Origin of the sequence: Candidatus Spongiihabitans sp., from assembly GCF_965237845.1 — a bacterium.
Taxonomy (GTDB): Bacteria; Pseudomonadota; Gammaproteobacteria; order Arenicellales; family Poriferihabitantaceae; genus Spongiihabitans.
In genome coordinates, this window is sequence record NZ_OZ250154.1 from 2,374,748 (window position 1) to 2,398,864 (window position 24,117).

The following is a 24,117-nucleotide window of genomic DNA, read 5'->3' on the forward strand; positions in this document are numbered from 1 at the left end:
AATCAATCTACTGCGCCAACCAAACATTGAACAGCTCGGTTAAATCATCCGTGTTGTCGGCCCAGAACTCATAATCATAGATTAATGTGTTCGTTGCATTGTTCGGGTCGGTCGGCATATGCGGAGCCATTTCGATGCCCAAAGCCTCGTGTTTACCGACCAGCGGAGCTGAGGAAGCGCGCGCCGGACCATAGGAAATATATTTTGCCTGGTCAGCAAGCCGTTGCGTATCGGTGGCGAACTTCAGATACTTCATCACCTCGGCTTCGTTCTTGCCGCCCTTAGGCACAATCCAGCCATCAAGGTCAAACGCCTGCCAATCCCACAACATGGCAATCGGTTGTTTCTCTTCCACAATCGCCGAGAACAATCTGCCGTTGTAAGTTGAGCCCATCACCACTTCGCCGTCGGCGAGAAGCTGCGGGGTTTGCGCGCCTTTCTCCCACCAGATAACTTGGTCTTTGATGGTATCAAGTTTTGCCAATGCGCGTTTCACGCCTGCTTCGGTGCCGAGCACTTCATAAACCTTCCCAATCGGCACGCCATCGGCGATCAATGCCCATTCCAGATTATTGATCGGCCTTTTCTCCAACGCACGCTTGCCCGGATATTTTTTCAGGTCAAACACATCATTGATGCTGGTCGGCGGATTGTTGCCGACTTTGTCGGTGCGATAGCCAAAAGTGGTTGAATACACGATTTGTGGAATAAAGCACGGAGACACAATCAAATCGCCAAAGTCCTGGCTCGCTGAGGTGCCGTCGGGAGCCTTGGCCAAGTCATTATCGTGATTGATTTCAACCGCCAAGCCTTCATCGCAAGCCGTAATTGCAGTCGCTGCCACGGCATCAACCAAATCCCAAGTAACATTGCCAGATTCCTGCATCGCGCGCAGTTTTGACAACGCCTCGTTGGCGGAATCGTCGTTGATGATTTTGATGCCGGGATTAGCCGCCATATAAGGCTCGTGGTACGCCTTTTGCTGGCTTGCGGTATATGCACCGCCCCAGGACACGACGATTAATTCGGTGTCTGCATGTGCCGCAGATACCAAACCAAATATCACCGTCGCCAGTAGGGTTTGTTTTAAAATTTTGTTCATTAGGAATTCTCCTCTCATTATGTTGTTCTAGATATAAAAAATCACAAAAATTTTGTCGTGCCGACTTACAATGCCAATCAACTATCAATCTGACGGATCGAGAGCACGACAATCTTCCATATTCCAGCCGATTTTAACCGTATCCCCTTCTTGAAGACTGGCATGGGCGGCTGAATTTGGAATCTTTACAATAAAGTCATCATGACCACAAACGGTGAACCTGGTCCTGATATGGTCACCAAGATAAATTAGTTCTTCGGCTTTGGCACTAAACTCATTGGGCAAGGAGCCTGCCTGCGGTGCGACCACAACCCGCTCCGGGCGTAACGACAAAGTTGATCTTTCGCCAACCCCTCCGACATTGATTTTCTTGGCGTGGATTTCGCCACCACTATCAATTTCGACTTTAACACTATCGCCAAAGTCTTCTATAACCTTGCCGAGCAGACGATTGTTCTCGCCAATAAAGTTGGCGCAAAACGCATTGACAGGTTGTTCATACAATACCTCCGGCGGCGCGCATTGTTGAATGACGCCATCGTCAAACACGGCAACGCGGTTTGACATGGTCAGGGCTTCGCTTTGGTCATGGGTCACATAGACCACGGTCAGACCGAGATTTTCGTGAATATGCTTGATTTCATACTGCATTTGTTCGCGCAGGTTTTTATCGAGCGCGCCAAGGGGCTCGTCCATCAGCACCAAGTCGGGGTCAAAAACCAGCGACCTCGCCACTGCCACCCGCTGTTGCTGCCCACCGGATAATTGCGCCGGCCGGCGGTCGCCGAAGGGACCGAGTTGCACCATGTCCAGCGCCCGCTTGACCTTGGCCTCGCGCTCGCTTTTGTCCATTTTCCTCACTTCAAGGGGGAACGCCAGATTTTCAGCCACCGTCATGTGCGGAAACAACGCATAATTCTGGAACACCATGCCGATGCCACGCTTGTGCGGGGCAACGTTGTTGATGCTCTGATCCTTGAGATAAATCTCGCCGTGTGTTGCCGGCTCAAATCCAGCGAGCATCATTAAGCAAGTCGTTTTTCCAGAACCTGATGGGCCTAACATGGTGAGAAATTCGCCTTCTGCCACATCCAGATTAAGGCTTTTTACGACCAGAATTTCTCCATCATAACTTTTTTGAATGTCGACAAAGCGAACCAAAGGGCTATCACTGGACATAAAGATTTTCTGATGAGTTTAGTTTATGAAACGCTGTTTATTATAGCATTACTTTTATGATAGCATACACCACCAAGGAGCATCCTATGCGAAATTTCTCCATAAGTTGCATTTAGGTTGAATTTTTTCCTGGTTTGTTGGCTTATAAAAAACCGTTTTCACGCTGGCGCGGATTGGTCGAATATCAAAATGATATTTTGCAGGAAGTCAGCGATCCGCTCCGGGTTTGAGGGCAACTCCACCCACTCAAATACGGTTACCTCTTTACTGGACTCAATGGCTTTTCTCGCAGTAACCCGGTGGCTTACAAACATTGCTGTTTTATTGGGTGATACTCTTTCAAATCTAAGGCGATATTTGTCGAGCGAAGTATTGCGGTTGATCGTGGCTTGCAACAAGCTCTTGAATAGCTGCTTAACCACCGAGCCCTCTTCACCCAATGCGATTTCCCGTTTAATCCATTCAGTCTCCATCGTACCCGCTTCGGGGTTATAGTCAACCAGGCTTACGCCGTTAGTTACCCAGTATTCACTGATGGTCTTCCATGCCGATTCGACATCGGTATCAATTTCCAACCAGGTTTTTTCGTCCTGCTTATGTATTCTGGCGCCGATAACTTCTGGCAGCACTCTGAGTTCAGAAAACGGATCAGCATTTGCTTGCACCTTGGCATTCGAACTACCCACCAAATCTGGCGGCAGTTCAAGAGATTTAGCCGTTTTTGCTCTGGCCAATTCTGATCTGGTTACTTTAGACGATTTACTTAACTTCGTCTGATTGGCTTCCGGATCAATATTTTCAGGACTCCGAGCGCTTTCTGTCTTGTCTTGAGACGAGGTTGTGGATTTGCTTGAAGATTTATCTCCTGTGGATGAGCAGGATGCGCTCAATATGCAGAAGATTGTTAAAAATAAAATTCGGAGAATCACTTTTTTTATATCCAAAATTGTAAGCACCAAAGCAGTCTGGAATCTAGCATATATCGGCGGATAGTCCCACTTAAAGTTACTGTTTACAGCAATATTCTTGATAAATTATAGGAAATTAGCGCAATTTGAGGAAATACACCAAACCCTCGGCGGAACTGGCAGGCATTAAGGATAACTTAAGGAAACCCTGATTAATTCAGCGCTTCCTTATTTAATGATTAGTAACTGTGTTCAGGGTCAGGAAATTTGCCTTGTTTAACCTGCGTTACATACTCTGCCAGCGCACCTTGAATTCCGAATTTGTTTCCCTCAAGAAAATTCTTCACAAATTTTGCCGTCTTTCCCGGATACAGGCCCAGCAAATCATGCCAAACCAGTATTTGGCCATCTGTTCCTGCACCAGCGCCAATCCCTATCACCGGGACATCAAGGCTGTTCGTTAATGCCACGCCAAGCGTCTCAGGGACACACTCAATCAAAATGACGCTGGCGCCCGCCTGTTGTAAAATTTTAGCTTCATCGATAATCGCCTGGCCCTGCTCCGGGTCCCGGCCTTGCACCCGATACCCGCCAAGATGATTGATGGATTGCGGTGTCAGCCCCATATGCGCGCAAACCGGAATACCCCGTTCAGTTAACAGCCGTGTGGTCTCCGCTAGCCAGGCTCCGCCTTCCAGCTTGACCATTTGCGCGCCTTCACGCATCAGTATTGCCGCGCTTTTCAGGCTTGCGGTTTCAGAATAATAACTCATAAAAGGCAAATCGGCGGCGAGCAACGAGCCTTTGTTGCCTTGTTTGGCACAACGAACATGGTAGGCAATATCTTCGATGGTGACTGGTAGGCTGCTGTCATGCCCCTGAATCACCATGCCCAACGAATCTCCGACTAACAGCACTTCGATTCCAGCCGTACTGGCCGCATGTGCACTGCAATAGTCATAGGCGGTAAGACAAACAAACTTTTCCCCGGCGCGTTTCATTTGTGCCAGAGTGTTTATGGTGATATCCGGGCGGGATTGAGATTGAATTGACATGAATACTTACCTTTTGGCGCACATTGTATAATGCTACATTATATTGCATTCCAGCAAGCCCCTCTTTTGAGCATTATCAGCGTTGCGATTATAGCCCCGATATTCAATCGGCAGTCGATTGCTATTCGCCTGCTCAATCTGGATGCCTGTTATCCCGGTCCCACGGTGCCGACTCGATGATGGCTGAACACCACGACGGCGTGGTTTGATGGCGTAATTTTTGTATCGCAACCGGGCGCGGGATATTCCTGTTGTCAGAACTAATCAAACACTCGTTGTAACCCAAGCCGCATTTAACGCAGACTGCACGCTTTCCCTGTCTTGAGTTGATAAACCTGATAAGCCATCTTCCGGTTTGCCAAATGCCGTCATGGCATGAATCAATGCATTCGTATTGCTCCAGTCCAAGCGGCTGCCGTCCGACAACTCGAACGACTCGACCCGGCCGGACGGCGTGCCGGAAAACTGCTCCTCCACCACCAACTCGGCTTCCGCGCCGAGAATGCTTATGGTCAAATCATCCCCGCTCCGGAACAGCCATATATTTTCCCGCCCCGTGCCCGCGCCGAACACAATCCGGTCATTCGCCCCTCCTTCCTCGCGCACCGCGTCGCTCCCGCTGTCCCCCTGAAAATAGTATGTGTCGCTCCCCGCCCCTCCATACAATCTGTCATCCCCGCTTCCGCCGGTGATCACATCCTCGCCCGAACCACCGTTGATGAAGTCGAAACCGCTTCCGCCGTAGATTGTATCGTTTCCGTTTCCGCCAACCAGGCGATCATCCGAATTGGTGCCCACAATAAGGTTTCCCGAAGACGCTTTTGCTATCACGACGGGGGTTCCCGCAAGACCTTCCGCCACCGCCTCGCCCACATCAACCGCCGCCCCGCCCCGCCCCGCACCACGCCGAACCACGCCGAACCACGCCATCATCTCCGCAATCCCAAGCCGCGCGCCATCGGAAAACACAACGCGCTCCACGCGGTTCTTCTCGTTCGCCTAATTCTCTATCCGAACCACATCCGACAGCGATACGCGCACGCCGCCGAAAAACGCCAACTCTTCCACTTTGTTGTTGCTGTTGGCGTAGTCTTTGATGCGCACAACATCGGGCAAGCCGGACAACTCCGTGACCGCCGCCGCGTCCTTGGCTTTTACGCCAACCAGCAAGTCGTTGCCGCTTCGTTGCACCACCAAGTCGGCCATCGTGATGCCGCCGCCGAACTCCAGCACATCCAGGCCCGCGTCCTCCTGCACGACCCGCCGCCTGGAAACCGTACGGTATCCGGTTCGAGTCTCATCGCGGTAATAGTAGCCGCCCCCCTGCCCACCGGATTCATAACGCACCCGCTTTGTGTAAGTGTACGACTCGCGCGCGCTGTAAGTCCGCGTAGGGCGAAAATCATCAAAAATCCGGTCCCGACCATCGCCGCGATCAAACACATACCTGTCGGACCCTGCGCCGCCATACAACTTGTCCGCGCCCGCGCCGCCCGCAAGAATGTCTTCTCCCGCCGACCCATGGATCGCATCGTCCCCGCCGCCGCCGTAAGCGGTGATCGCATCGCTGCCGCTGGTGTGAAAATGGTCGTTGCCATCACCGCCAAACACGCGCTCCACTTCGCACGCTTTCATATCCACATCGTGCGCAACATCGTCCGTGAACACCACGGTGTACCAGCCCTCGCCTCCGGAAAATGCGTCATCGCCGGCATCGGTCAGCGAGCGCAACTCGCCGGCGTCCACCTCGCCGTCCTGCCACACCTTGAACTTGGTAAACTCGGCGTCTTTGGAATCCAACACGCCATCGGCGTTGCTGTCAAAATGCCGCAGCCCTTCCAAATCAGTGCGCGCGCCTTCCACATAATCCACAAACGAAATCTCATCGCGCGCGGTGATGTTGTTGTCGCCGTCCTTGTCGTACGCCAGCAAGCCGTCATCGGCGCCAGCCCAGCCGAGATTGTAGAGATAGCCGTCCCCGTTGATGTCGTAAAACGCCGACGACTCGTCCAGCGACATCAACTCCACCCCATCGCCGTCCAAGTCCAGCACAATCGGCTTGCCGCCGCCGCCGCCTGTGCCTCCAGGAGCGCCCCCGGACCACTTCCAGGACCACCGCCTCTGCCATCCGTGCCGTCGCCAGGCGGACCGCCGCCGCCGCCGTCGTTGTCGTTATTTTGTTCACTGTCAACGGCAGGGTCACCGCTAGGGCTGTCAACCGCGTTTGCACTGTCAAAATCGTCAGGGTTGTCGCCATACGGGTTGTCAAATCCGCCGGATTCGGTATCGCTTTGTCCGAGTATGGAATCCACTGCCTTTTCTGTTACAAGGGTTGCTATAAAACTGGTAGTAGTAGAAATTACAAATCCGGTTAATCCTACGGCTAATGCACTTGTGATTCCAATTGCTGCTAGTGCAGGTACGGCGAGTGTACCTACTCCTAACGCCACACCGATACCAACCGCAAGTCCCGCAACTTTGGCTTCGGTTGATGCTGATGAAAACTGCGACGAGATTGCGCCAGTTACTGAGTTGACACCTATCCTGCTCGCTAAAGTACTACCTAAACGTGCCAGAAATTAGTGATCTACCGATTGATGCCGCGCTCATGGTTTTCTCCTCCGAAGGATTACATAAGGAACTATTGAAAGAAAGTAAAAGGTAAAAAGTAATAAAAGTGGATAAACCATAATAAGCCGCCCATCTTGGTGAGACAAATTATTCATATTCGCATAACCCAAATCATACCGAAAAAACAACCATGCCATGCCAGTCCATGCCAAAACAATCATCGCAAAATGCCAATTACCCATTCGCATATTGATAAGTCCAGCATATGCATCCCGAGGAAACATAACAAATGGTATAACAAAAAAGATATTTGTTAAAATAATAGAACCAATTGCACATGCATACGGGGCCCATGCATAGTCCCTAATAATCCAATATAGTGACAACAGCGCTACATTAAAAATGCCTATTAGCCAAAGATTGAGTTTGGATTTTACTGGCTCGGGTTTACCAGTAATTACTATCGGCAATGGCAACTTGCTAATTTCCTTTTGAAAGAATCGAACAAACAACACCCCCTTCAACGCAACAAACAAAGGCACATAACCGGGACCAAATTTAATTGCCGTCCCCCCAATCACCAGCAACATACTGCCAAACCAAAGCCAGTCAACACGTTCGCTATATTGCGTAGCAAACCACCCGGCAAGCCAATTACCGATACCGGTTTTGTTTTCTTTGGTTGTCGGTGATTCGGTCATTTTCATCATTCTCAGTTTGCGGGCGCGTTGAATTGGCAATTCGGCAGGCAATCCAACTGGCGGATTGCCTTATCGCGGAAACCGCGGCTTCTGCCTTTGCTTGAATTTACAGTTTGCGCAGTCATTTTATTTCATCCGCGGAATTAAAGTTAAAGAGACCTTTGCATCATTAAAAAACACCTGACCAAACTTACAAACCGCTGCCATTTTTTATAAATTTCCTTCATTTTTCTGCAAGCCTTCTTCAATTCATCACCACTTACCGCTTTTCTCGCGCTCATTTTACGTTAACCTGAAAAATAATAGGTGTGACCTTTGCCACATTTCATCCATTATTTTCGCTTTATTTACTATGGCGAATTCATCGTGTCGAGGCAAAAAAAGGGCGGCGAAAACGCCGCCCGGATACAAAAGCGAACCGGACTTATGCCAAATTCACGTTTGCTAATTCCTCGTCTCTATGCTTGCCGCCCTTCGGGCCTCTAAATAAATTACGCATGGTTTTTCTCTGGTTGAGGGTTAGTTGTTGGTTATTTGTTCGTTGGCGAAATATTCCGCCGTGAACATCGGATGAATGCGGCGGTAAAACGCCGCCAGCAAATCAAGTTTTTTCTGCAAGCAGGGATAATCGTCGAACGGTAGCGGCCGTTCTCGCACTCCCACGAGCGTGGCGCGCGCCCAGAACAACTGCATCGCAAAAGTGTTGATGTCATTCTCCCAAGACGTCATCGCATGCGGTCCGGGCAGACACCGTTGAAAATAAAATTCGCCATCTTCCGGGACAAAGGGGGAGTCGCCATCATCAGTATGCCCTATGTCATACTGAAAATCGCTCGGATTGAGCGCCAGCCATTCCGCTTTGGGGAACAGATACGCATAGCCATGCAACAGAAAACTGGAAAACTCATGGTGGAAAATATCCTCAGTATTAAGCTGAGAATCATACCTAGCCCCCCCCGTTGTCAGATAAATGGCGCCACGCTCCAAGTCATATATGCCCTCCGGCTCTATAGACAGGGAGCCGAAGATCAGCTTAATTTCTTCCACGATGTAAAGGGTGCGCAGATACTTTTTGATGAGCTCCAGCGGGTATTGCTTCAGCGCACGCTTCGCATAGCGTTTATAATAGTGCCGGTTTTTCCGCTTGGCGGGCACAACTTCCACAACGCCGTTTCTCCATCGGCTTTTCATGTCGTTTTCGTGTTTGCTGAAATCGTAAAAAACGATGCGCACGCCGGTGCGTTCGTCCGTGACGATGTCGGGAAGTTCGTCCTGCGCATGGACCGACGATGCGCACAGCATTACAGCGACAAGCCACAGTCGGTCAATGCGCGTTTCCAATCGGGCGGCGAACCACCGCCCGATTTTGTTTGCTTTGGTTGTCGGCACTTCGGTCATTTTCATCATTCTCAGTTTGCGGGCGCGTTGAATTGGCAATTCGGCAGGCAATCCAACTAGCGGATTGCCTCAAATAATCCAAACGAGCGGCAGTGTAGAGAATATTTTAACCGTATCAACATCATCGGGGTTGTCCGGATCAGTCAGGTCGCCGGGGGAATACCGATTATCGTTGTGTTTGTCGGTGCCCGGACTGTTTGCGGCAGCATCTTTGGTTGCCAAATGCGAAAAAACTCCCATCACATGCGGCTCTGTTTCTTTAAACATACTCGAAACAATCACCGCCCCCTGCACGATTTTTCCAAGAGGCTTATTAAAACGTCCGACAACTTTGTCTGCTATTTTACCAGCAGCGAAATCAGGAGTTTGAAAATTGTCCTTGATAGCATCACGCATATCGCGAAGATCATCTCCAAGTATGCCAAAAATAGAACGATCATCACGCTTATCTTGGTCTTTTTCATGGTCGTCAGTATGCATAACTAATACTCCTGCCCAATCGGACTGTTGTGATTGAAAAAATAAAAATTAAAACGAAAAAATTCAGGTTGCTGGATTCGTCTCGCTACGAAAACACCACATAATAATTAGCGGAATCCAAGTGGCCAGCGTAAGCAGAAAGAAGAATAAGAATGCCCAAGATAATCCAGTATCCAATGGAATGAAAAGCAGAATCCAGGACGGAATCGCCAGCAATTGCCACCAACCGCTTACCCCAATGTCGTGCAAGCGGCGGACACCGACCGCAAGAGAAGGTAGCATTGTTGCAAAAATCCACAGCCAACTCAAAACACCATCCGAAATATCGCACTGGTCAAGCGCATAGCACTCAAGAACAGATGCCAATGCATTAACCAGAGCAAGAAATAATATAAACCACCAAAATTCACTGCGCGATGCCCGCCCCGTGAAAGTGGCGTATTTGCTGAAGCAGGTTTTAATAGATTGTGCAAAATTCATATCAGTTACTTCAATGTGCGTTAAAAGTTCAAAATCATTAAAACAAGCGAAATATTAAAGTAGCACATTTCAATTATCCAGAACCTCACAAGGCGAAATATTCCGCCGTGAACATCGGATGAATGCGGCGGTAAAACGCCGCCAGCAAATCAAGTTTTTTCTGCAGGCAGGGATACTCGTCGATCGGTAGCGGCAGTTCTCGCCACCCCATGGGCGTGGCGCGCGCCCGAAACAACTGCATCGCAAAAGTGTTGATGTCATTCTCCCAAGAAGATGCCGCATGCGGTCCGGGCACACATCGCTGAAAATAAAATTCGGGTTCTTCCGGGACAAAGGGGGGCTTGCCACTTCCAGTAACATTGCTTTTATACTGAAAATCGCTCGGATTGAGCGCCAGCCATTCCGCTTTGGGGAACAGATGCGCATAGCCATGCAACAGAAAACTGGAAAACTCGTGGTGGAAAATATCCTCAGTATTAAGCTGAGAATCATACCTAACTCCCCCCGTCGTCAGATAAATGGCGCCACGCTCCGAGTCATATGTGCCCTCCGGCTCTATAGACAGGGAGCCGAAGATCAGCTTAATTTCTTCCACGATGTAAAGGGTGCGCAGATACTTTTTGATGAGCTCTAGTGGGTATTGCTTCAGCGCACGCTTCGCATAGCGTTTATAATAGCGCCGGTTTTTCCGCTTGGCGGGCACAACTTCCACAACGCCGTTTCTCCATCGGCTTTTCATGTCGTTTTCGTGTTTGCTGAAATCGTAAAAAACGATGCGCACGCCGGTGCGTTCGTCCGTGACGATGTCGGGAAGTTCGTCCTGCGCATGGACCGGCGATGCGCACAGCAGTATGGCGGCAAGCCACAGCCGGTCAATGCGCGTTTCCAATCGGGCGGCGAACCACCGCCGGATTTTGTTTTCTTTGGTTGTCGGCACTTCAGTCATTTTCATCATTCTCAGTTTGCGGGCGCGTTGAATTGGCAATTCGGTAGGCAATCCAACTAGCGGATTGCCTTATAGCGGAAACCGCGGCTTCTGCCTTTGCTTGAATTTACAGTTTGCGCAGTCATTTTATTTCATCCGCGGAATTAAAGTTAAAGAGACCTTTGCATCATTAAAAAACACCTGACCAAACTTACAAACCACTGCCATTTTTTATAAATTTCCTTCATTTTTCTGCAAGCCTTCTCCAATTCATCTACCACTTACCGCTTTTCTCGTGCTCATTTTACGTTAACTTCAAAAATAATAGGCGTGACCTTTGTCACATTTTATCCATTATTTTCGCTTTATTTACTATGGCGAATTCATCGTGTCGAGGCAAAAAAAGGGCGGCGAAAACGCCGCCCGGATACAAAAACGAACCGGACTTATGCCAAATTCACGTTTGCTAATTCCTCGTCTCTATGCTTGCTGCCCTTCGGGCCGCGTCCAAAAAAAGAATGCATGGTTTTTCTCCGGTTGATGGTTGTTGGTTAGTTGTTGGTTATTTGTTCGTTGGCGAAATATTCCGCCGTGAACATCGGATGAATGCGGCGGTAAAACGCCGCCAGCAAATCAAGTTTTTTCTGCAAGCAGGGATAATCGTCGAACGGTAGCGGCCGTTCTCGCACTCCCACGAGCGTGGCGCGCGCCCAGAACAACTGCATCGCAAAAGTGTTGACATCATTCTCCCAATACGTCATCGCATGCGGTCCGGGCAGACATCGCTGATAATAAAATTCGCCATCTTCCGGGACAAAGGGGGAGTCGCCATCATCAGTATGCCCTATGTCATACTGAAAATCGCTCGGATTGAGCGCCAGCCATTCCGCTTTGGGGAACAGATGCGCATAGCCATGCAACAGAAAACTGGAAAACTCATGGTGGAAAATATCCTCAGTATTAAGCTGAGAATCATACCTAACTCCAACTCCCCCCGTTGTCAGATAAATGGCGCCACGCTCCGAGTCATAACCAGCCCAGCCGAGGTTGTAGAGATAGCCGTCCCCGTTGATGTCGTAAAACGCCGACGACTCGTCCAGCGACATCAACTCCACCCCGTCTCCGTCCAAGTCCAGCACAATCGGCTTGCCGCTGCCGCCATTTCCTCCACCTCCGCCGCCACCAAAGCCCCTGCTCGGATCTGGACCATCAGGATCACTGCCACCGGAGTCGCTATCGCTATCGCCACTACTGCCACTGTCACTGCCGTCATTGTAACCACCGCCATAAGTTGTTGCTGTATCGGAATCGTGGTCGTCGCCATTGCTGCCGGAGTCTGGCGCAGAGTCTTTTTCTCCGGACGGGCCAACAATATCTGCGGGATGATTACTGGCCGGGGTACCTCGTGGATGACCATTTGGGGCTGTGTCAACGGTATTTTTACGCGTGACTGTGTCTACGTTGCTCTGTTCAAAAGCCCATTCGGCGATTTACCCAACAAGTGCCTGGTAAGCCGGATTTTCCTGAGAACGTCCGAGGCGTTTAGCAATTCGTCCAAAAAGCGAAGCGTGGTTCATGCGTGTATCCTCCTGCCCAATCGTTAGAGCAATTTATGATTGAAAGAAAAACCAAAGGACTCTTGCCCTCGGTCAAAACGGTTTTCTTGCGGATTGCTTTTCAGTGCCCACAAGATTAACAACACCATTGGGAAAAGAAAATCAAATATCCCCATCAACACCACTGCTGTTATGGTGTAAGCATCGAAAAAAGAACGCACCAAATCCAGATTGGCAAACAGTCCAATCTCGGTATGCAAAAGAGATGGCACGATAAACAGCATCCACCAGCCGGAGCGGTTGGTGTCATGCAAACGCCGAACCCCCGCTGCTATCTGTGGCAAAATCGGTAGATATACCAGTGGATATATCAAATCCCAGTAATACCCAGCGGGGAACAGCCAACTTTCGGGTTCGGTGGTGTTGCCCGCTCCCCAGTTCCATTCCGCGTCCGTCAGTAGGAGCCAGCCAATTGCCAGCAGGTTGGTCGCGGGCCGAGTCTGGTGGTCTGAGAACCAGTCCAATGCGACACCCATCAGCAGTGCGAACAGCCAAAACCACCAAAACTCCGAGCGCGACGCGCGTCCGCTGAAAGCAAAATACTTGACGAAGCAAACGCGCACTGCCGCAATCGGTCCGCGCGGCGGGGCGGCATAGTCGTCCGCGTTATCGGGGGTGCTTGCCGTTGCCATGTTCGTCTCTCAAGTAAAATACTCCAGCATACACGCCGTTGCAATGCTGGCATTTCCAGCAGCCCTCAATGCCCGCAATCCAATGGCAGCCACGCCGGTTCTGCAGTTGCAATGCCTGGCGGCGCCGTTGGATGCCCGTCGGTAAATTCCAAAACAAGGCGTTCTAAAAATCATGGCATATCATTGCAATTTCCCGAAGCATCGGCACAGGGCTGTTCGCGTCAACTACCGACAACTCCCGCCTATCCGCGCCGACGGGGTTGGAACTGCCGTTGTATTTGACAGTAACAGGCAACCCGGCTGGGCGGTCTATCATCCAAAGCAGCTATCCAAGCTGGACTCGGGATAGATTAGGTTGCCTTCCCCGCTGAATGTCAAGCATTTTTGCGCTTTTTTCTTTTGCCCGAGAAAAAAGGCGGTTGCCCGCCCCTTTTGAGCTATGAGCGGGGAGCGGACACCCGAAACGCCAACGGCTGGCTCCGGTCCCGCTTCGCGGGTTGAAACACCAGCCAATCAGGCAACAGTATGGCAGGTGCCTCGCTGGAATTGGCGACTATTCCGCAAACACTGCGCCGGCCGCTGTCTATCGGGTCAGCTATCGGGCAGCAGTCGTTTTCGGCGGGTTCACCGCCGCCCATCCGCCACGACCGCGATTCCGCGCCCGCAATCTTCGGCGGGGTTACAATGAGTCACATCCATTTCAACACCCGCGAGTCGTACTTGAGCCTAAAACCCCCATCCCCATCCGCATCATTTGGCCATCGTCAGGTACACGACCATAGCCCCAATATCAAATTCCCGCCAGCGCTTGCGGAAATTCCAGTCGTGCGGCCGGGCATGATAGTTGTTGTGCCAGCCTTCGCCCCAAAATAGCAACGCCATCCACCACAAATTGCGGCTTTCATCTCCAGTTTTGTAATTGCGATACCCCCAAATGATGGGTCGTATATGCATCCAGCGCTCTCGACAGCCGACGTAGGCTCACGGCATCCGGCATCGCCTAATCCGCCCGTACCACCCGCAGACCAATGGCATGGCGGAGCGTTTCAATCGCCGCATTAGCGAAGCGCTGCGGCACAAGGCATACATCAGCGCCAACACCGGTGGAAACAAGTTCCGCAGCCACCGGGAAAGAGACCGGTTTATCCGTGCCTTTGTGGATAACCACAACAAAACCCGCCTGAAGTGTTTAGGCTATAAAGCGCCGCTGGAAGCCCTGGAAGAAACCATAAGAATCCATAAGAATCCATAAGGATCAGGCCGGACACAACACGAATGCGGGGGATGGTGGGCCTATACAATCGATTGCCTTGGGATCGATTATTCTTTAAACTCCAGCCCTCTTTTAACAACCGATCAAAATATGGCAAAAGAAGAAAGCATTGAAATGGAAGGCACAATCATTGAAGCCTTACCCAATACTTTGTTTAAAGTAGAGCTTGAAAATGGGCATGAAATTATTGCGCATATTTCGGGAAAAATGCGTAAACACTATATACGCATACTGCGCGGGGACAAAGTAACCGTTCAACTTACCCCCTATGACCTGAGCAAAGGTCGCATCACTTTCCGCGCACGTTAACACTTCATTTTCTCAACTAGTTGCCCGCCGCAAATCGGGCTGCCACCCAACCTAAAACGGCAGTTATCAGTTCCCGCCACATCTGGAAATTAGCCGTCGGGTAAATCCGGCAGCAATGCGGCAACGAACTTGTCGGCATTAAATGGGCTTAAATCTGTTACCGCTTCCCCTACCCCGATAAATTTAATTGGCAACCTGAACTTCTCCGCCAATGCGACGACCACGCCTCCTCGCGCAGTACCGTCTAGTTTAGCGATACACAATCCAGTAAGCGGGATCGCTTTTTGAAAATTTTCCACCTGGGGAATAACATTTTGCCCATTGCCGGCGTCAACGGTAATGAGCACTTCATGGGGAATATCAGGATTGGCTTTTGCCAGAACTTTTTTTATTTTTTTTAATTGCGCCATCAAATCCCCGTGGGTATGCTGCCGTCCTGCAGAATCAATCAGCAAATAATCGACCTTTCGCGCACAGGCCGCACTATACGCATCAAAGGCGACCGCCGCCGCATCGGCGCCGTGCGACTGGGCGACCACAGGGATATCCAGTCGCGCGCCCCAAGTCTGGAGTTGTTCGATTGCGGCGGCCCGGAAGGTATCGCATGCTGCCATCATCACTTTGCTGCCCATATCCTGGTAGTGTTTAGCCATTTTTGCTAATGTTGTGGTCTTTCCGACCCCATTTACCCCAACCATCAAAATCACCTGAGGCCGACCCTGCCGGGAATTTAGTTCATTTTGCTGGCAGTCGCCAAGCGTTTCCAATATTGTTTCCCGCAATCCCTGAAGTAATTGTTGGGAGGTGGTGTATTTGTCTTGTTTGGATTTCCGCCTGAGGCCGGATACCAGTGATTGACTGGTATGAACGCCAAGGTCAGCCATCAACAATTGGTCTTCAATTGCTTCATAAAGAGAGTCATCCAGGGCCGAACTGCCTTTGAATATGCCCAGCAATCCTGCGGACAGGGGTTGTCCGGTCTTGGCAAGTCGTGCAAAAAATCCTGCGCCTGAAGCCATTACGTGTCTTGGTTGGTAGTTAAGTTTTAGTCTTTATCACTGATATTCAATTAGAATGCAACATCGGTATCGTATCATTGCATGAAACAATGGTCGTGAGACAATCGTTTTTAAAACTTGCTGCTTTTAACACCTGTTTTTCTCCATGAAAAAAATGAAAAAACCGGGACAAGTCAGAATTATTGCCGGTCAATGGCGGCGTAGGCAGATTCGATTTCCTGAGATTAGTGATTTAAGGCCATCCCCGGATGCGGTGCGCGAAACGCTGTTTAATTGGTTAAGCAATGATCTGGTTGGCAGCGTCTGTCTTGATCTGTATGCTGGCAGCGGCGCATTTGGTTTTGAAGCCGCGTCTCGCGGCGCATCCAGTGTGGTTATGGTAGAAAGTCATAGCCAGGCAATCAAACATTTGTCTGACACCCAAAATTTATTGAATGCCCATGATGTTATTGAAATTTGTCACGAAAAAACATTGCATTATCTGGAATCGATCTCCCAAAAGTTTGCCCAAAAATTTGACATAGTTTTCATAGATCCGCCATTCAAAGATATGAATCCAGGTGAAATATGCCAATCGTTAATTACCCACAACAGGCTGAATGACGGCGCGTTGATTTATATTGAGTCTCAAAAATCAAATTCACCCTTACCAATTCCGCCAACCTGGCATATCATTCGAGAATCCCAATGCGGCATGGTGCAATCAACGTTAATCAAAACCTGATACTTTGGACATGACAAAAATAGCAGTTTATCCTGGCACATTCGACCCTATTACAAACGGACATAGCGATCTGGTGATTCGGGCTGCACGGATGTTTGATTTCGTGGTGCTGGCGATTGCCGATAACCCAGAAAAATTCCCCCTGTTTTCCTCGGATGAACGAATCGAATTGGCTAAAACGGTTTTAAAGAATTTGGGCGACATTGCGGGTAACATTGAGGTCGTGGGATTTCCCGGCCTGCTTATAGATTTCGCCCGCAGTTGTAAGGCCGATGTCATTGTTCGAGGGTTGCGCGCAGTGTCGGATTTCGAGTATGAATTTCAACTGGCATCCATGAATCGCAAACTGGACAGCGAAATCGAAACCGTGTTTTTGACGCCCTCCGAAAACCACACTTTTGTTTCAGCAAGTTTAGTAAAAGAGATTGCGCGTTACGGCGGGGATGTCAGCCCGTTTGTGCATAAAGAGGTTTATCGGGCTTTGGTTGCAAAATTCCGTGCCTGAATTTTCGTGATGAATTATTGACCCGCTGGAATTCAGTCAGGATAATTCTCGATGGCGCTATACATAACCGATGAGTGTATCAATTGTGACGTGTGCGAACCGGAATGTCCAAACGATGCGATATATCAAGGGGAAATAATTTACCAGATTGACTGGAAGCTATGCACTGAATGCGTTGGCCATTTCGAAACCAGCCAATGTGTGGAAGTTTGTCCGGTGGACTGCATTCCCATTGACCCAAGCCATATCGAGTCTCAGGATGATCTGCTGCTGAAGTACAGAATGTTAATCAAGAAACGCTGATCAAGAAATCAGCTTGACTTGTCATTCGACATCCAGCGCCCTGCCTAGGTAATTTTGACTGTGCATACCTTTGGCAAGCAACTCCACAACAAAGCGATCGCCGCCCGCCATCGGTTTTGTATTGTTTTGAGCGGCAGCAAGCGCTGGGGAGAGAAATCCGCTTGAACGATTTGCGCTCAATATCCGCGGGATTCAATTGTTCACGTCAGCAATTCCGACCAACGATTGATTGCAGATGACGCCGTTAAAACTTTGAAGATTGACCAGGCGAAACAGGCTTTAGGCAAAGAAATTGCTGCCGTTGTATATGATTGTTTCAGTGGCTTTGACCCAGATGCTGCGGGCATACTTGGCGGCGCCATAAAAGCGGGCGGGTTAATGGTTCTAATCACGCCTGAACTCCCGCTTTGGCCTGAATTTGACGACCCGCAATTTGCCAAAATCACCGCCTACGGAAACCCAAAACCTGAATTCAGCTATTATATTAAGCGCTTAATTCGTATCATTTCTGAATCTTCAGATTGCATATTGATTCAGCAACATAAAACGCTTCCAAATCTGTCTGCTAATTACCAAACAACACCCGCTAGCCCACCTGATTTTTCGGATCAAAACAAGGCGATCGAATCCATCAAGCATGTGGTTTATGGGCAAAGACGTCGACCAGCGATATTGCTATCGGATAGAGGAAGAGGAAAATCCGCCGCCCTTGGCATCGCAGCAGGTCAATTGCTACAAGACAAAGCAAGGCGTATTGGCGTAACCGGCAACAGCAAACAGTCGGTTGCGAATGTATTCAAGCACGCCGCGCTCACGCATAACATTGTCGCAGATTCGTTGTGTTTTTACCCGGCGGATAAATTAATCGAGTCCAAACCTGAGATTGATTTGTTGTTGATCGATGAGGCCGCATCTATTCCATTATCAATGCTTGGGCGAATCCTGGAAATCTTTCCCAGAATCGCTTTTACCAGCACTGTTCATGGCTATGAAGGTACCGGCCGGGGTTTTATGTTGCGATTCAAAGAATTGCTCGATAGCCATTGCCGAGGAGCGGAAACCTGCATCCTGTCCACACCCATCCGTTGGGCGCAAGACGATCCATTAGACGCATTTTTATTCGATGTATTATTACTCAATGCCGAGCCAGCTGGGATTTCGCTCCGTCACATTAATAAAAGCAAGGCCGATAACAGCAAGGTTGACACCAGTAAATTTGAGTTTAGCGTGATTGAAAAATCCGACTTGGTGGAAAATGAATCCTTGACTCGCGATGTGTTTGGCCTGCTAACCCAGGCGCACTACCGCACCCGACCCCATGACCTTAGACACCTGCTGGATGCTGCCAATATAAGACTATTTGGAATCTGCCAACCAGGGCAACTTCAGCGGCAACTTCAACAAAGGCAAATAATCGGGGTTGCAGTGGTTGCAATCGAGGGCGGATTTGACCATGAAACCGCAAACAAAATCTGGGCCAACCAATCGCGACCGAAGGATCATTTGCTACCCGAGTTACTCTGTGCGCAACAAGGTCTTATCGATGCTGTGAAGTTAAAGACGGCCCGGATAATGCGAATTGTAGTGCGCCCTGAATTTCAACGGCATGGCGTTGGCAAAGGTCTGCTAACCCATATTTTCAATTTCTATAATCATGAAGTTGACCTGTTAGGGACAACATTCGGCGCAAATTTAGCGGTCTTGCAATTTTGGCTGGATAGCGAATTTATGCCGGTGCGAATTGGGCATAACCAAAGCCGCAATTCGGCAACTCACGCCTGTGCGATGATAAAACCCATTTCACCCCGCGGCAATCAATTAGCAACGCTGGCGGGAAATAAGTTTTCAGGCAACTTTCGCTACCAATTACGCGCAGTTTTTCCGAGCATCGATCCAGAATTCGCTTTACTGAAATTACTATGCGATCGAATAGCCTGAGCCACGACGATCAACAGGAGATATTGACGGTTGAACGGATCTTGCTTGGCAAATCATGGAAAAATTGCACCGCCTTATCAAATCCCAAAGGTAAAAAACAAGGCGTTGCTGAACTAAGGAAAATTGTCGGCGCAATTCTTATAAAATTATACCCAAAACAAATCAAACTCATACTGAAACAGTTCGGCCTTAAACCTTGAACTTTGAAACTGCTGCCAGTCGATCATATTTTGTAGGAGCACCCTTGTGGATACACTATCTTACAAAAATAATAGTGATGATAATGCTGCAATAAAAACCCGGTTTTCCTGCTCTAATCCAATGGTCACACGGAGACAATTTTCAAGTGGCGAAGAGGGATTATGCAAGTTTCTAATTAATACTCCTTTCTCCCTTAATCCGTTGAAGACCTCGTCGGCGCTACGCTCCACCCGGAACAAAAGAAAATTTGCCTCGCTGGGAAAGACTTCAATGCCGGAAATCTTGCTCATCTCCTGGAAAACCCAGCTCCGGTCTTTTCTTATTTGCCCGGCTTGTTGTTGCAGAATGTCGTGGTGTTGCAAATAAAATTGTGCGCTGGCCTGGCTCAAAATATTGTTGTTGTACGGCAATCGCAATTTCTCCATTTGCTCGATCCACTCAGGATTCCCTAGCATCAAGCCCAGGCGCAATCCTGCGAGCCCGCTTTTTGACATGGTTCTCAACACGATTAGATTTGGATGAGCAGCAATTTCGTTTATAAATGATTTTTGGCAAAATGCGAAATAGGCTTCATCAACCACAACCAAGCCCGGTGCGCTGTTTATAACTTGCTTGATGGTGGTCGGGTCAAAGCAATTGCCTATGGGGTTGTTCGGATAGGCGAAAAAAATACAAGCCGGACTGAATTCCTCCATTGCCTCAAACAAATTTTCAGCCTTGATTGAAAAATCAGCAGTTAACGGTATCCCTGCAAATTGTGTTGCCGTGGCCACGCTAATCTGTTGGTACATGGAGAATGTGGGCACCGGCGCGAGAAAAGTTCTGCCTACGCCGCCAACCAGCATTGCGATGATCTGAATCAGTTCATCGGAGCCGTTGCCTAACATCAACCCACATTCATCAGGGATGGAAAAACAACTACGAATCAACGCTTTCAACTCAGTGCTATCCGGATCAGGATAGCGGTTAACCGAAACGCCGCCTAAAACCGATAACCATTCCTGTTTAAGCGTAGCGGGCAGCGTATATGGGTTTTCCATTGCATCCAGCTTTATCAACCCGGTTGAAGACGGCACCCGGTACGCCTTCATGGCGCGCACCTCAGCGGTTACCCATTTATCGATGGATGCTTTTGCGTTGTTGTTTGAATCAGGCATCAGGCTTCGCATTCCGGGTCAGGCGATATTGTGCTGCTCGCCGATGCGCGGTCAATCCTTCGCAATTGGCAAGAACCGCAGCGATTTTCGCCATCTCGTCCGCGCCTTCCATTGACGCTTGTATTATGCTGCTTCTCTTTTGAAAGTCATACACGCCCAATGGTGAACTAAACCTCGCCGTCCCTGCTGTGGGTAATACATGGCTCGGCCCCGCACAATAGTCCCCCAACGCCTCCGCGCTATATTTTCCAACGAAAATAGCGCCTGCATGGCGCACTTGTCCTAGCAGTGCTTGTGCATCTTTCACCATCAGTTGTAAATGTTCCGGGGCAATGCGATTAGCAATCTCCGCCGCCTGGTTTAACGCATCAACCAAAATAAGCGCGCCTTGCGTGTTCAGGGATTTTTCAATGATTTTCCTGCGTTCCATTTCGGGCAACAGTTGCCTGACCGATGCTTGTATTTTCCCGGCCATCGATTGCGATGTTGTGATTACCATAGATTGCGCCAGCTCATCGTGTTCGGCCTGAGCAAACAAATCCATCGCCACCCAATCCGGGTCAGCGGTTTCATCACAAATAATCAGCACTTCCGAAGGGCCGGCAATCATATCAATGCCCACATCGCCGAATACCATTTTCTTGGCGGTGGCGACATAGATATTTCCGGGGCCGACGATTTTATCGACTCTGGGAATGGTTTCCGTTCCATAAGCCAAGGCAGCAACCGCTTGCGCTCCGCCTATGGTGAATATTCGATCAACCCCGGCAATCGATGCTGCGGCAATAACCGCAGAGTTAACCTCTGCGTTTGGAGTTGGAACAGTCATGATGATTTCCCCAACGCCTGCGACTTTAGCGGGAATGGCGGTCATCAACACCGAAGAAGGATAAGCCGCCTTTCCGCCAGGAACATAGACGCCGACTTTATCCACGGCGGTGATATTTTGCCCGAGCCGAGTGCCGTTTGATTCGGTATAGCACCATGACTGCTGCACTTCTTTTTGGTGAAATTCCCGAATACGCATCGCCGCTGCCTGCAGTGCTTCGGTTAATTCATCATCAACGTTTGCGATGTGCGCGTCTATTGCGGCAACGGGCAATTCCAGTTGAGATGCCTGTGCCACATCTAAATTATCTAATTTACGGGTATAGTCGATAACCGCATTGTCGCCCTGGGCGCGCACTGTTGCGATAATCGTCTTGACGCTGCTTTCCACGGAGTCATCTCCACCAGAATCAACCTCAAGGTTGCGGGCCAATAATTTTTCCAGTTCGGCTTCGAAATTTTTGTCAGCGAATTGGAGTTCTAATAACATGGCGGAAATCAATCAGGCCGTATTTTGATTTATGTTTCGATTCATGTAATACGTCTGCACTCGACGAATGTTTGCACCGATTTGCGACACACCGGGGACGTATCCCTACCCCTCGGTCTAGAGGGGATGGACCGTAAGTATTCGCAACTCATTTCAAAACACTCGCCGTCAGTGAACGACACCATCAGAGTTCGGGTCTTGCGATTGAGATTGATTTCGGTGGGAGTGTGTTGGCTCATGTTTTCTTTTATGTCTTTTTCACCAGTTTTCCAAGTTGATTCATTTTTCTGTTAAGAAGTCGCCGCTCTTTTAGCTGACACTCCCATATTCGCATTACTTTCCATCCTCTGTTTTTAACTGTGCTGGTTACCAATCTGTCACGTTTCTTGTTGGCATCTATCTTTCGAATCCAAACTCTCTGTTGCTTTCTGGAACCTCTCCATGTTTCGGACAACCATGCCAGAAACACCCGTCAATAAAAACCGCAATTTTGCTATTTGGAAATGCAATGTCTGGATTTCCAAAAAACGGATACCTACGCCGCCATCCCGTTAGGTGGTTCTGTTTCAACACTTCAATAAGTTTGCCTTCGGTTGATTTGTTTCCGGAGGACCAGACACGACTCATAAGCCATGAGCGTTTCTGTTGTGAAAAGACATCACCCATTCTTTTTTACATTATCCAATCTATACAACAAAAATGAAACCAAACTTAGGATATTGAGACAATCATTTTCAATAAAAAGTTTGTTTAATATTTCTCTAGTTTCTTGAGATTCAGGATTCCTAAATGCCTGCATCAAACCAACTGAAAGAGATCTTTGACCATGTTGTATATTAATTTCTGTTTCACTGGAAAGTTTAGAGACTTGAAGTTTCGGATAGTTAGTGATTTCTATTTTTCCTTTTTTCTTTTCATATTTGAAATTAAAAGCCTGATTCATCAAATCTACACCTGACAATTGAAGATTGAGTTCCCTTTTCACTTTATTGTCGTAAACAACAGTTCCTTCTCTTGCCGCTTCTAAATATTTGCCACTTTTGTAGTCCTCATATAGCCTTTCCTTAATAAGTGGATGCAAGTTTCTCCAATGATAATAAGGATAAGGGGGTATAAGTTCTTTAAGTTCGGTGAATAATTCAACAGACTTGTCAGATTCTACTTCGGGAAGATCTTCAATAAGTTTTTTAATAAAAATCTCAAAGTTATTTTTCATATTCTCTGGCATGGATTTTTTCCAATCTTCTATGCCAACAGCACCAAGATTCTGGCTGACCTTTGCAAATTTTTCATCTTTACGTTTTTTACGCCAATCCACTTGCACAAACTGAACGCACTGCCCAAGATACTTATGAAGTTCACTCATTTGTAAATGTCCCCAGTTAAGATTCTGTCTATTGGTGGAAATCACATCCTCAAGAAAATCCTCTATAAAGTCCACTTTTAACCATCCTGTCATATACGAAAAGAAGTGGCTGGATGTGCTATCAGCAAATTGATAGGGGGTTTGTACAAGCTTGCCTCGGGCAAACAAAGAAATACCTCTCGAATCAAATCTTGGTGCAATGGGTTTTTCGGGTGTAATAATTTTGCCCTGAATTTTGGCAACATGTTCATAATCTGATTCTATATCAGTAAAATCGTCTGGAAAATCCCAAGAAAATTCCTCGCCAAATGCGGAAAAGCGCATATCATTCGATAACGTTACCGCTTCCCCATCGTTACGACGTATGGTGACGGCAAAATCTTCTTCAAAAATAAAAAATCTCGCTATGCTACTAGCAAGCAATTCTTCCGAAAAATCAGATGCTCGATTTATATTTGTCAGTGTTATTTTAGTTCCTATGTCATCTCCTTCAACAATTTCATCGACCACTTCCGGGGTCATTAGATATTTTCCTTCCGAGGAATTCATTAAATCATTCCAATCCATCGTAAAAATATTTCGCTTCTTTTGCTTAACAGTGTTTATGGTAATTGTCTGAACAATCCCAAAAAATGAGAGCTTTCCCAAACCCTTTTTACCAATAACCTCCCGACCTCTATGAGTTATACCCTCTCCATCTTTTCTGCGATTGCGGCCAATAATAAGAAATTTGTTATCAATATCATTAAATGACATACCCATACCGTTATCTTTTACAATAATTCTTTTCTCTCCAACATCATGTAACTCCACTTCCACTCTTGTTGCGTCCGCATCGTATGAATTAGATATTAACTCACTCAAAACCGGCGGCAGGGTTGAATACATCCGAATCCCAAGATGTTCTATAACCTTCGGGTCAAATGTCATCGTTAATTGTTTGTCGTTTTGAGACAT

At 48.4% G+C, this 24,117-nt stretch carries 28 protein-coding genes and 1 pseudogene; 8 read left to right on the top strand and 21 right to left on the bottom strand.

The window, feature by feature from the left end; all coding sequences use genetic code 11:
- Positions 1 to 7 precede the first annotated feature (7 nt).
- From ACPXXB_RS11300 to ACPXXB_RS11330, 7 genes are all read right to left on the bottom strand, one after another.
- On the bottom strand, positions 8 to 1,102 hold the full coding sequence (locus ACPXXB_RS11300; protein WP_423907489.1) for an ABC transporter substrate-binding protein: 1,095 nt from the start codon (positions 1,100 to 1,102) through the stop codon (positions 8 to 10).
- Between the two features lie 84 nt (positions 1,103 to 1,186).
- A complete protein-coding gene (locus ACPXXB_RS11305) occupies positions 1,187 to 2,281 on the bottom strand; it encodes an ABC transporter ATP-binding protein (protein WP_423907491.1) in 1,095 nt (364 codons plus the stop codon).
- Positions 2,282 to 2,439: 158 nt separating this feature from the next.
- Positions 2,440 to 3,171, bottom strand: a complete 732-nt coding sequence (gene bamC / locus ACPXXB_RS11310) for an outer membrane protein assembly factor BamC (protein WP_423907492.1) — start codon at positions 3,169 to 3,171, stop codon at positions 2,440 to 2,442.
- Positions 3,172 to 3,428: 257 nt separating this feature from the next.
- Entirely contained in the window at positions 3,429 to 4,244 is an 816-nt protein-coding gene (panB, locus tag ACPXXB_RS11315) for a 3-methyl-2-oxobutanoate hydroxymethyltransferase (protein ID WP_423907493.1), read from the bottom strand.
- Positions 4,245 to 4,508: 264 nt separating this feature from the next.
- Positions 4,509 to 5,225 carry a calcium-binding protein gene (locus ACPXXB_RS11320; protein WP_423907495.1) on the bottom strand — a complete coding sequence of 239 codons (717 nt, stop codon included), beginning with the start codon at positions 5,223 to 5,225 and terminating at the stop codon, positions 4,509 to 4,511.
- Positions 5,226 to 5,243: 18 nt separating this feature from the next.
- Entirely contained in the window at positions 5,244 to 6,263 is a 1,020-nt protein-coding gene (locus ACPXXB_RS11325) for a calcium-binding protein (RefSeq protein ID WP_423907496.1), read from the bottom strand.
- Positions 6,263 to 6,556 carry a hypothetical protein gene (locus ACPXXB_RS11330; RefSeq protein ID WP_423907498.1) on the bottom strand — a complete coding sequence of 98 codons (294 nt, stop codon included), beginning with the start codon at positions 6,554 to 6,556 and terminating at the stop codon, positions 6,263 to 6,265. Before ACPXXB_RS11330 ends, ACPXXB_RS11325 begins: the two co-directional genes overlap by 1 nt.
- On the opposite strand from ACPXXB_RS11330, the gene ACPXXB_RS11335 reads away from it, so the two are divergent.
- Positions 6,546 to 6,827, top strand: a complete 282-nt coding sequence (locus tag ACPXXB_RS11335) for a hypothetical protein (protein WP_423907500.1) — start codon at positions 6,546 to 6,548, stop codon at positions 6,825 to 6,827. The genes ACPXXB_RS11330 and ACPXXB_RS11335 overlap by 11 nt on opposite strands.
- A gap of 23 nt (positions 6,828 to 6,850) precedes the next feature.
- Here the strand turns inward: ACPXXB_RS11335 and ACPXXB_RS11340 are convergent, their stop codons facing one another.
- The 7 genes from ACPXXB_RS11340 to ACPXXB_RS11370 form a co-directional block, all read right to left on the bottom strand.
- On the bottom strand, positions 6,851 to 7,525 hold the full coding sequence (locus ACPXXB_RS11340) for a hypothetical protein (RefSeq protein ID WP_423907502.1): 675 nt from the start codon (positions 7,523 to 7,525) through the stop codon (positions 6,851 to 6,853).
- Between the two features lie 510 nt (positions 7,526 to 8,035).
- Positions 8,036 to 8,923, bottom strand: coding sequence for a hypothetical protein (locus ACPXXB_RS11345; RefSeq protein ID WP_423907503.1), 888 nt, complete (start codon positions 8,921 to 8,923; stop codon positions 8,036 to 8,038).
- 60 nt (positions 8,924 to 8,983) lie between these two features.
- Positions 8,984 to 9,394 carry a hypothetical protein gene (locus ACPXXB_RS11350; RefSeq protein ID WP_423907504.1) on the bottom strand — a complete coding sequence of 137 codons (411 nt, stop codon included), beginning with the start codon at positions 9,392 to 9,394 and terminating at the stop codon, positions 8,984 to 8,986.
- Between the two features lie 63 nt (positions 9,395 to 9,457).
- A complete protein-coding gene (locus tag ACPXXB_RS11355) occupies positions 9,458 to 9,874 on the bottom strand; it encodes a DUF805 domain-containing protein (RefSeq protein ID WP_423907506.1) in 417 nt (138 codons plus the stop codon).
- A gap of 85 nt (positions 9,875 to 9,959) precedes the next feature.
- Entirely contained in the window at positions 9,960 to 10,829 is an 870-nt protein-coding gene (locus ACPXXB_RS11360; protein WP_423907508.1) for a hypothetical protein, read from the bottom strand.
- A 521-nt stretch (positions 10,830 to 11,350) separates the two neighbouring features.
- On the bottom strand, positions 11,351 to 11,938 hold the full coding sequence (locus ACPXXB_RS11365; RefSeq protein ID WP_423907510.1) for a hypothetical protein: 588 nt from the start codon (positions 11,936 to 11,938) through the stop codon (positions 11,351 to 11,353).
- Between the two features lie 461 nt (positions 11,939 to 12,399).
- On the bottom strand, positions 12,400 to 13,047 hold the full coding sequence (locus ACPXXB_RS11370; protein WP_423907512.1) for a DUF805 domain-containing protein: 648 nt from the start codon (positions 13,045 to 13,047) through the stop codon (positions 12,400 to 12,402).
- Between ACPXXB_RS11370 and ACPXXB_RS11375 the strand changes: the two genes are divergently transcribed.
- Positions 13,046 to 13,192, top strand: a complete 147-nt coding sequence (locus tag ACPXXB_RS11375; protein WP_423907514.1) for a hypothetical protein — start codon at positions 13,046 to 13,048, stop codon at positions 13,190 to 13,192. The genes ACPXXB_RS11370 and ACPXXB_RS11375 overlap by 2 nt on opposite strands.
- Positions 13,193 to 13,797: 605 nt before the next feature.
- Here the strand turns inward: ACPXXB_RS11375 and ACPXXB_RS11380 are convergent.
- Positions 13,798 to 14,001, bottom strand: coding sequence for a hypothetical protein (locus ACPXXB_RS11380; protein WP_423907515.1), 204 nt, complete (start codon positions 13,999 to 14,001; stop codon positions 13,798 to 13,800).
- 28 nt (positions 14,002 to 14,029) lie between these two features.
- On the opposite strand from ACPXXB_RS11380, the pseudogene ACPXXB_RS11385 reads away from it, so the two are divergent.
- A pseudogene (locus ACPXXB_RS11385) lies at positions 14,030 to 14,299 on the top strand (integrase core domain-containing protein); the annotation flags it as partial.
- Positions 14,300 to 14,410: 111 nt separating this feature from the next.
- On the top strand, positions 14,411 to 14,629 hold the full coding sequence (gene infA / locus ACPXXB_RS11390) for a translation initiation factor IF-1 (protein WP_423907517.1): 219 nt from the start codon (positions 14,411 to 14,413) through the stop codon (positions 14,627 to 14,629).
- Positions 14,630 to 14,718: 89 nt separating this feature from the next.
- Here the strand turns inward: infA and ftsY are convergent, their stop codons facing one another.
- Complete coding sequence (gene ftsY / locus ACPXXB_RS11395; RefSeq protein WP_423907518.1) at positions 14,719 to 15,648, bottom strand: signal recognition particle-docking protein FtsY; 930 nt, start codon at positions 15,646 to 15,648, stop codon at positions 14,719 to 14,721.
- Between the two features lie 145 nt (positions 15,649 to 15,793).
- On the opposite strand from ftsY, the gene rsmD reads away from it, so the two are divergent.
- Genes rsmD through ACPXXB_RS11410 form a run of 3 tightly spaced genes read left to right on the top strand, consistent with a single transcriptional unit; the run spans position 15,794 to position 17,180 of the window.
- On the top strand, positions 15,794 to 16,372 hold the full coding sequence (gene rsmD, locus ACPXXB_RS11400) for a 16S rRNA (guanine(966)-N(2))-methyltransferase RsmD (RefSeq protein ID WP_423907520.1): 579 nt from the start codon (positions 15,794 to 15,796) through the stop codon (positions 16,370 to 16,372).
- Positions 16,373 to 16,382: 10 nt separating this feature from the next.
- The gene (gene coaD, locus ACPXXB_RS11405; protein ID WP_423907522.1) at positions 16,383 to 16,877 is read left to right on the top strand and encodes a pantetheine-phosphate adenylyltransferase; all 495 of its coding nucleotides are present in this window, start codon (positions 16,383 to 16,385) and stop codon (positions 16,875 to 16,877) included.
- 51 nt (positions 16,878 to 16,928) lie between these two features.
- Complete coding sequence (locus ACPXXB_RS11410; RefSeq protein WP_423907524.1) at positions 16,929 to 17,180, top strand: YfhL family 4Fe-4S dicluster ferredoxin; 252 nt, start codon at positions 16,929 to 16,931, stop codon at positions 17,178 to 17,180.
- Positions 17,181 to 17,201: 21 nt separating this feature from the next.
- Here the strand turns inward: ACPXXB_RS11410 and ACPXXB_RS11415 are convergent, their stop codons facing one another.
- A complete protein-coding gene (locus ACPXXB_RS11415) occupies positions 17,202 to 17,360 on the bottom strand; it encodes a hypothetical protein (RefSeq protein ID WP_423907526.1) in 159 nt (52 codons plus the stop codon).
- Between the two features lie 45 nt (positions 17,361 to 17,405).
- Between ACPXXB_RS11415 and ACPXXB_RS11420 the strand changes: the two genes are divergently transcribed.
- Complete coding sequence (locus ACPXXB_RS11420; RefSeq protein WP_423907528.1) at positions 17,406 to 19,118, top strand: GNAT family N-acetyltransferase; 1,713 nt, start codon at positions 17,406 to 17,408, stop codon at positions 19,116 to 19,118.
- A gap of 260 nt (positions 19,119 to 19,378) precedes the next feature.
- On the opposite strand, the gene hisC is transcribed toward ACPXXB_RS11420, so the two are convergent.
- The 4 genes from hisC to ACPXXB_RS11440 all read right to left on the bottom strand — a co-directional run bounded on the left by hisC (position 19,379) and on the right by ACPXXB_RS11440 (position 24,117).
- On the bottom strand, positions 19,379 to 20,476 hold the full coding sequence (gene hisC / locus ACPXXB_RS11425) for a histidinol-phosphate transaminase (protein ID WP_423907529.1): 1,098 nt from the start codon (positions 20,474 to 20,476) through the stop codon (positions 19,379 to 19,381).
- On the bottom strand, positions 20,469 to 21,794 hold the full coding sequence (hisD, locus tag ACPXXB_RS11430; protein WP_423907531.1) for a histidinol dehydrogenase: 1,326 nt from the start codon (positions 21,792 to 21,794) through the stop codon (positions 20,469 to 20,471). The genes hisC and hisD overlap by 8 nt, the downstream gene beginning before the upstream one ends.
- A gap of 396 nt (positions 21,795 to 22,190) precedes the next feature.
- Positions 22,191 to 22,460, bottom strand: coding sequence for a hypothetical protein (locus tag ACPXXB_RS11435; RefSeq protein WP_423907533.1), 270 nt, complete (start codon positions 22,458 to 22,460; stop codon positions 22,191 to 22,193).
- Positions 22,453 to 24,117 carry a TIGR02391 family protein gene (locus ACPXXB_RS11440; RefSeq protein WP_423907535.1) on the bottom strand — a complete coding sequence of 555 codons (1,665 nt, stop codon included), beginning with the start codon at positions 24,115 to 24,117 and terminating at the stop codon, positions 22,453 to 22,455. The genes ACPXXB_RS11435 and ACPXXB_RS11440 overlap by 8 nt, the downstream gene beginning before the upstream one ends.

Excerpts from the sequence above, each read along its gene's own strand:
- ACPXXB_RS11375 (WP_423907514.1), top strand. The coding sequence starts at position 13,046 with ATGTTCGTCTCTCAAGTAAAATACTCCAGCATACACGCCGTTGCAATG.
- ACPXXB_RS11410 (WP_423907524.1), top strand. The coding sequence starts at position 16,929 with ATGGCGCTATACATAACCGATGAGTGTATCAATTGTGACGTGTGCGAA.
- ACPXXB_RS11300 (WP_423907489.1), bottom strand. The coding sequence starts at position 1,102 with ATGAACAAAATTTTAAAACAAACCCTACTGGCGACGGTGATATTTGGT.
- infA (WP_423907517.1), top strand. The coding sequence starts at position 14,411 with ATGGCAAAAGAAGAAAGCATTGAAATGGAAGGCACAATCATTGAAGCC.
- rsmD (WP_423907520.1), top strand. The coding sequence starts at position 15,794 with ATGAAAAAAATGAAAAAACCGGGACAAGTCAGAATTATTGCCGGTCAA.
- ACPXXB_RS11345 (WP_423907503.1), bottom strand. The coding sequence starts at position 8,923 with ATGATGAAAATGACCGAAGTGCCGACAACCAAAGCAAACAAAATCGGG.
- ACPXXB_RS11305 (WP_423907491.1), bottom strand. The coding sequence starts at position 2,281 with ATGTCCAGTGATAGCCCTTTGGTTCGCTTTGTCGACATTCAAAAAAGT.
- ACPXXB_RS11380 (WP_423907515.1), bottom strand. The coding sequence starts at position 14,001 with ATGCATATACGACCCATCATTTGGGGGTATCGCAATTACAAAACTGGA.
- hisC (WP_423907529.1), bottom strand. The coding sequence starts at position 20,476 with ATGCCTGATTCAAACAACAACGCAAAAGCATCCATCGATAAATGGGTA.
- ACPXXB_RS11370 (WP_423907512.1), bottom strand. The coding sequence starts at position 13,047 with ATGGCAACGGCAAGCACCCCCGATAACGCGGACGACTATGCCGCCCCG.
- ACPXXB_RS11325 (WP_423907496.1), bottom strand. The coding sequence starts at position 6,263 with ATGTCGCTGGACGAGTCGTCGGCGTTTTACGACATCAACGGGGACGGC.
- ACPXXB_RS11340 (WP_423907502.1), bottom strand. The coding sequence starts at position 7,525 with ATGATGAAAATGACCGAATCACCGACAACCAAAGAAAACAAAACCGGT.
- ACPXXB_RS11350 (WP_423907504.1), bottom strand. The coding sequence starts at position 9,394 with ATGCATACTGACGACCATGAAAAAGACCAAGATAAGCGTGATGATCGT.
- panB (WP_423907493.1), bottom strand. The coding sequence starts at position 4,244 with ATGTCAATTCAATCTCAATCCCGCCCGGATATCACCATAAACACTCTG.
- coaD (WP_423907522.1), top strand. The coding sequence starts at position 16,383 with ATGACAAAAATAGCAGTTTATCCTGGCACATTCGACCCTATTACAAAC.
- ACPXXB_RS11335 (WP_423907500.1), top strand. The coding sequence starts at position 6,546 with ATGGAATCCACTGCCTTTTCTGTTACAAGGGTTGCTATAAAACTGGTA.
- ACPXXB_RS11440 (WP_423907535.1), bottom strand. The coding sequence starts at position 24,117 with ATGTCTCAAAACGACAAACAATTAACGATGACATTTGACCCGAAGGTT.
- hisD (WP_423907531.1), bottom strand. The coding sequence starts at position 21,794 with ATGTTATTAGAACTCCAATTCGCTGACAAAAATTTCGAAGCCGAACTG.
- ftsY (WP_423907518.1), bottom strand. The coding sequence starts at position 15,648 with ATGGCTTCAGGCGCAGGATTTTTTGCACGACTTGCCAAGACCGGACAA.
- ACPXXB_RS11435 (WP_423907533.1), bottom strand. The coding sequence starts at position 22,460 with ATGGGTGATGTCTTTTCACAACAGAAACGCTCATGGCTTATGAGTCGT.
- ACPXXB_RS11355 (WP_423907506.1), bottom strand. The coding sequence starts at position 9,874 with ATGAATTTTGCACAATCTATTAAAACCTGCTTCAGCAAATACGCCACT.
- ACPXXB_RS11360 (WP_423907508.1), bottom strand. The coding sequence starts at position 10,829 with ATGATGAAAATGACTGAAGTGCCGACAACCAAAGAAAACAAAATCCGG.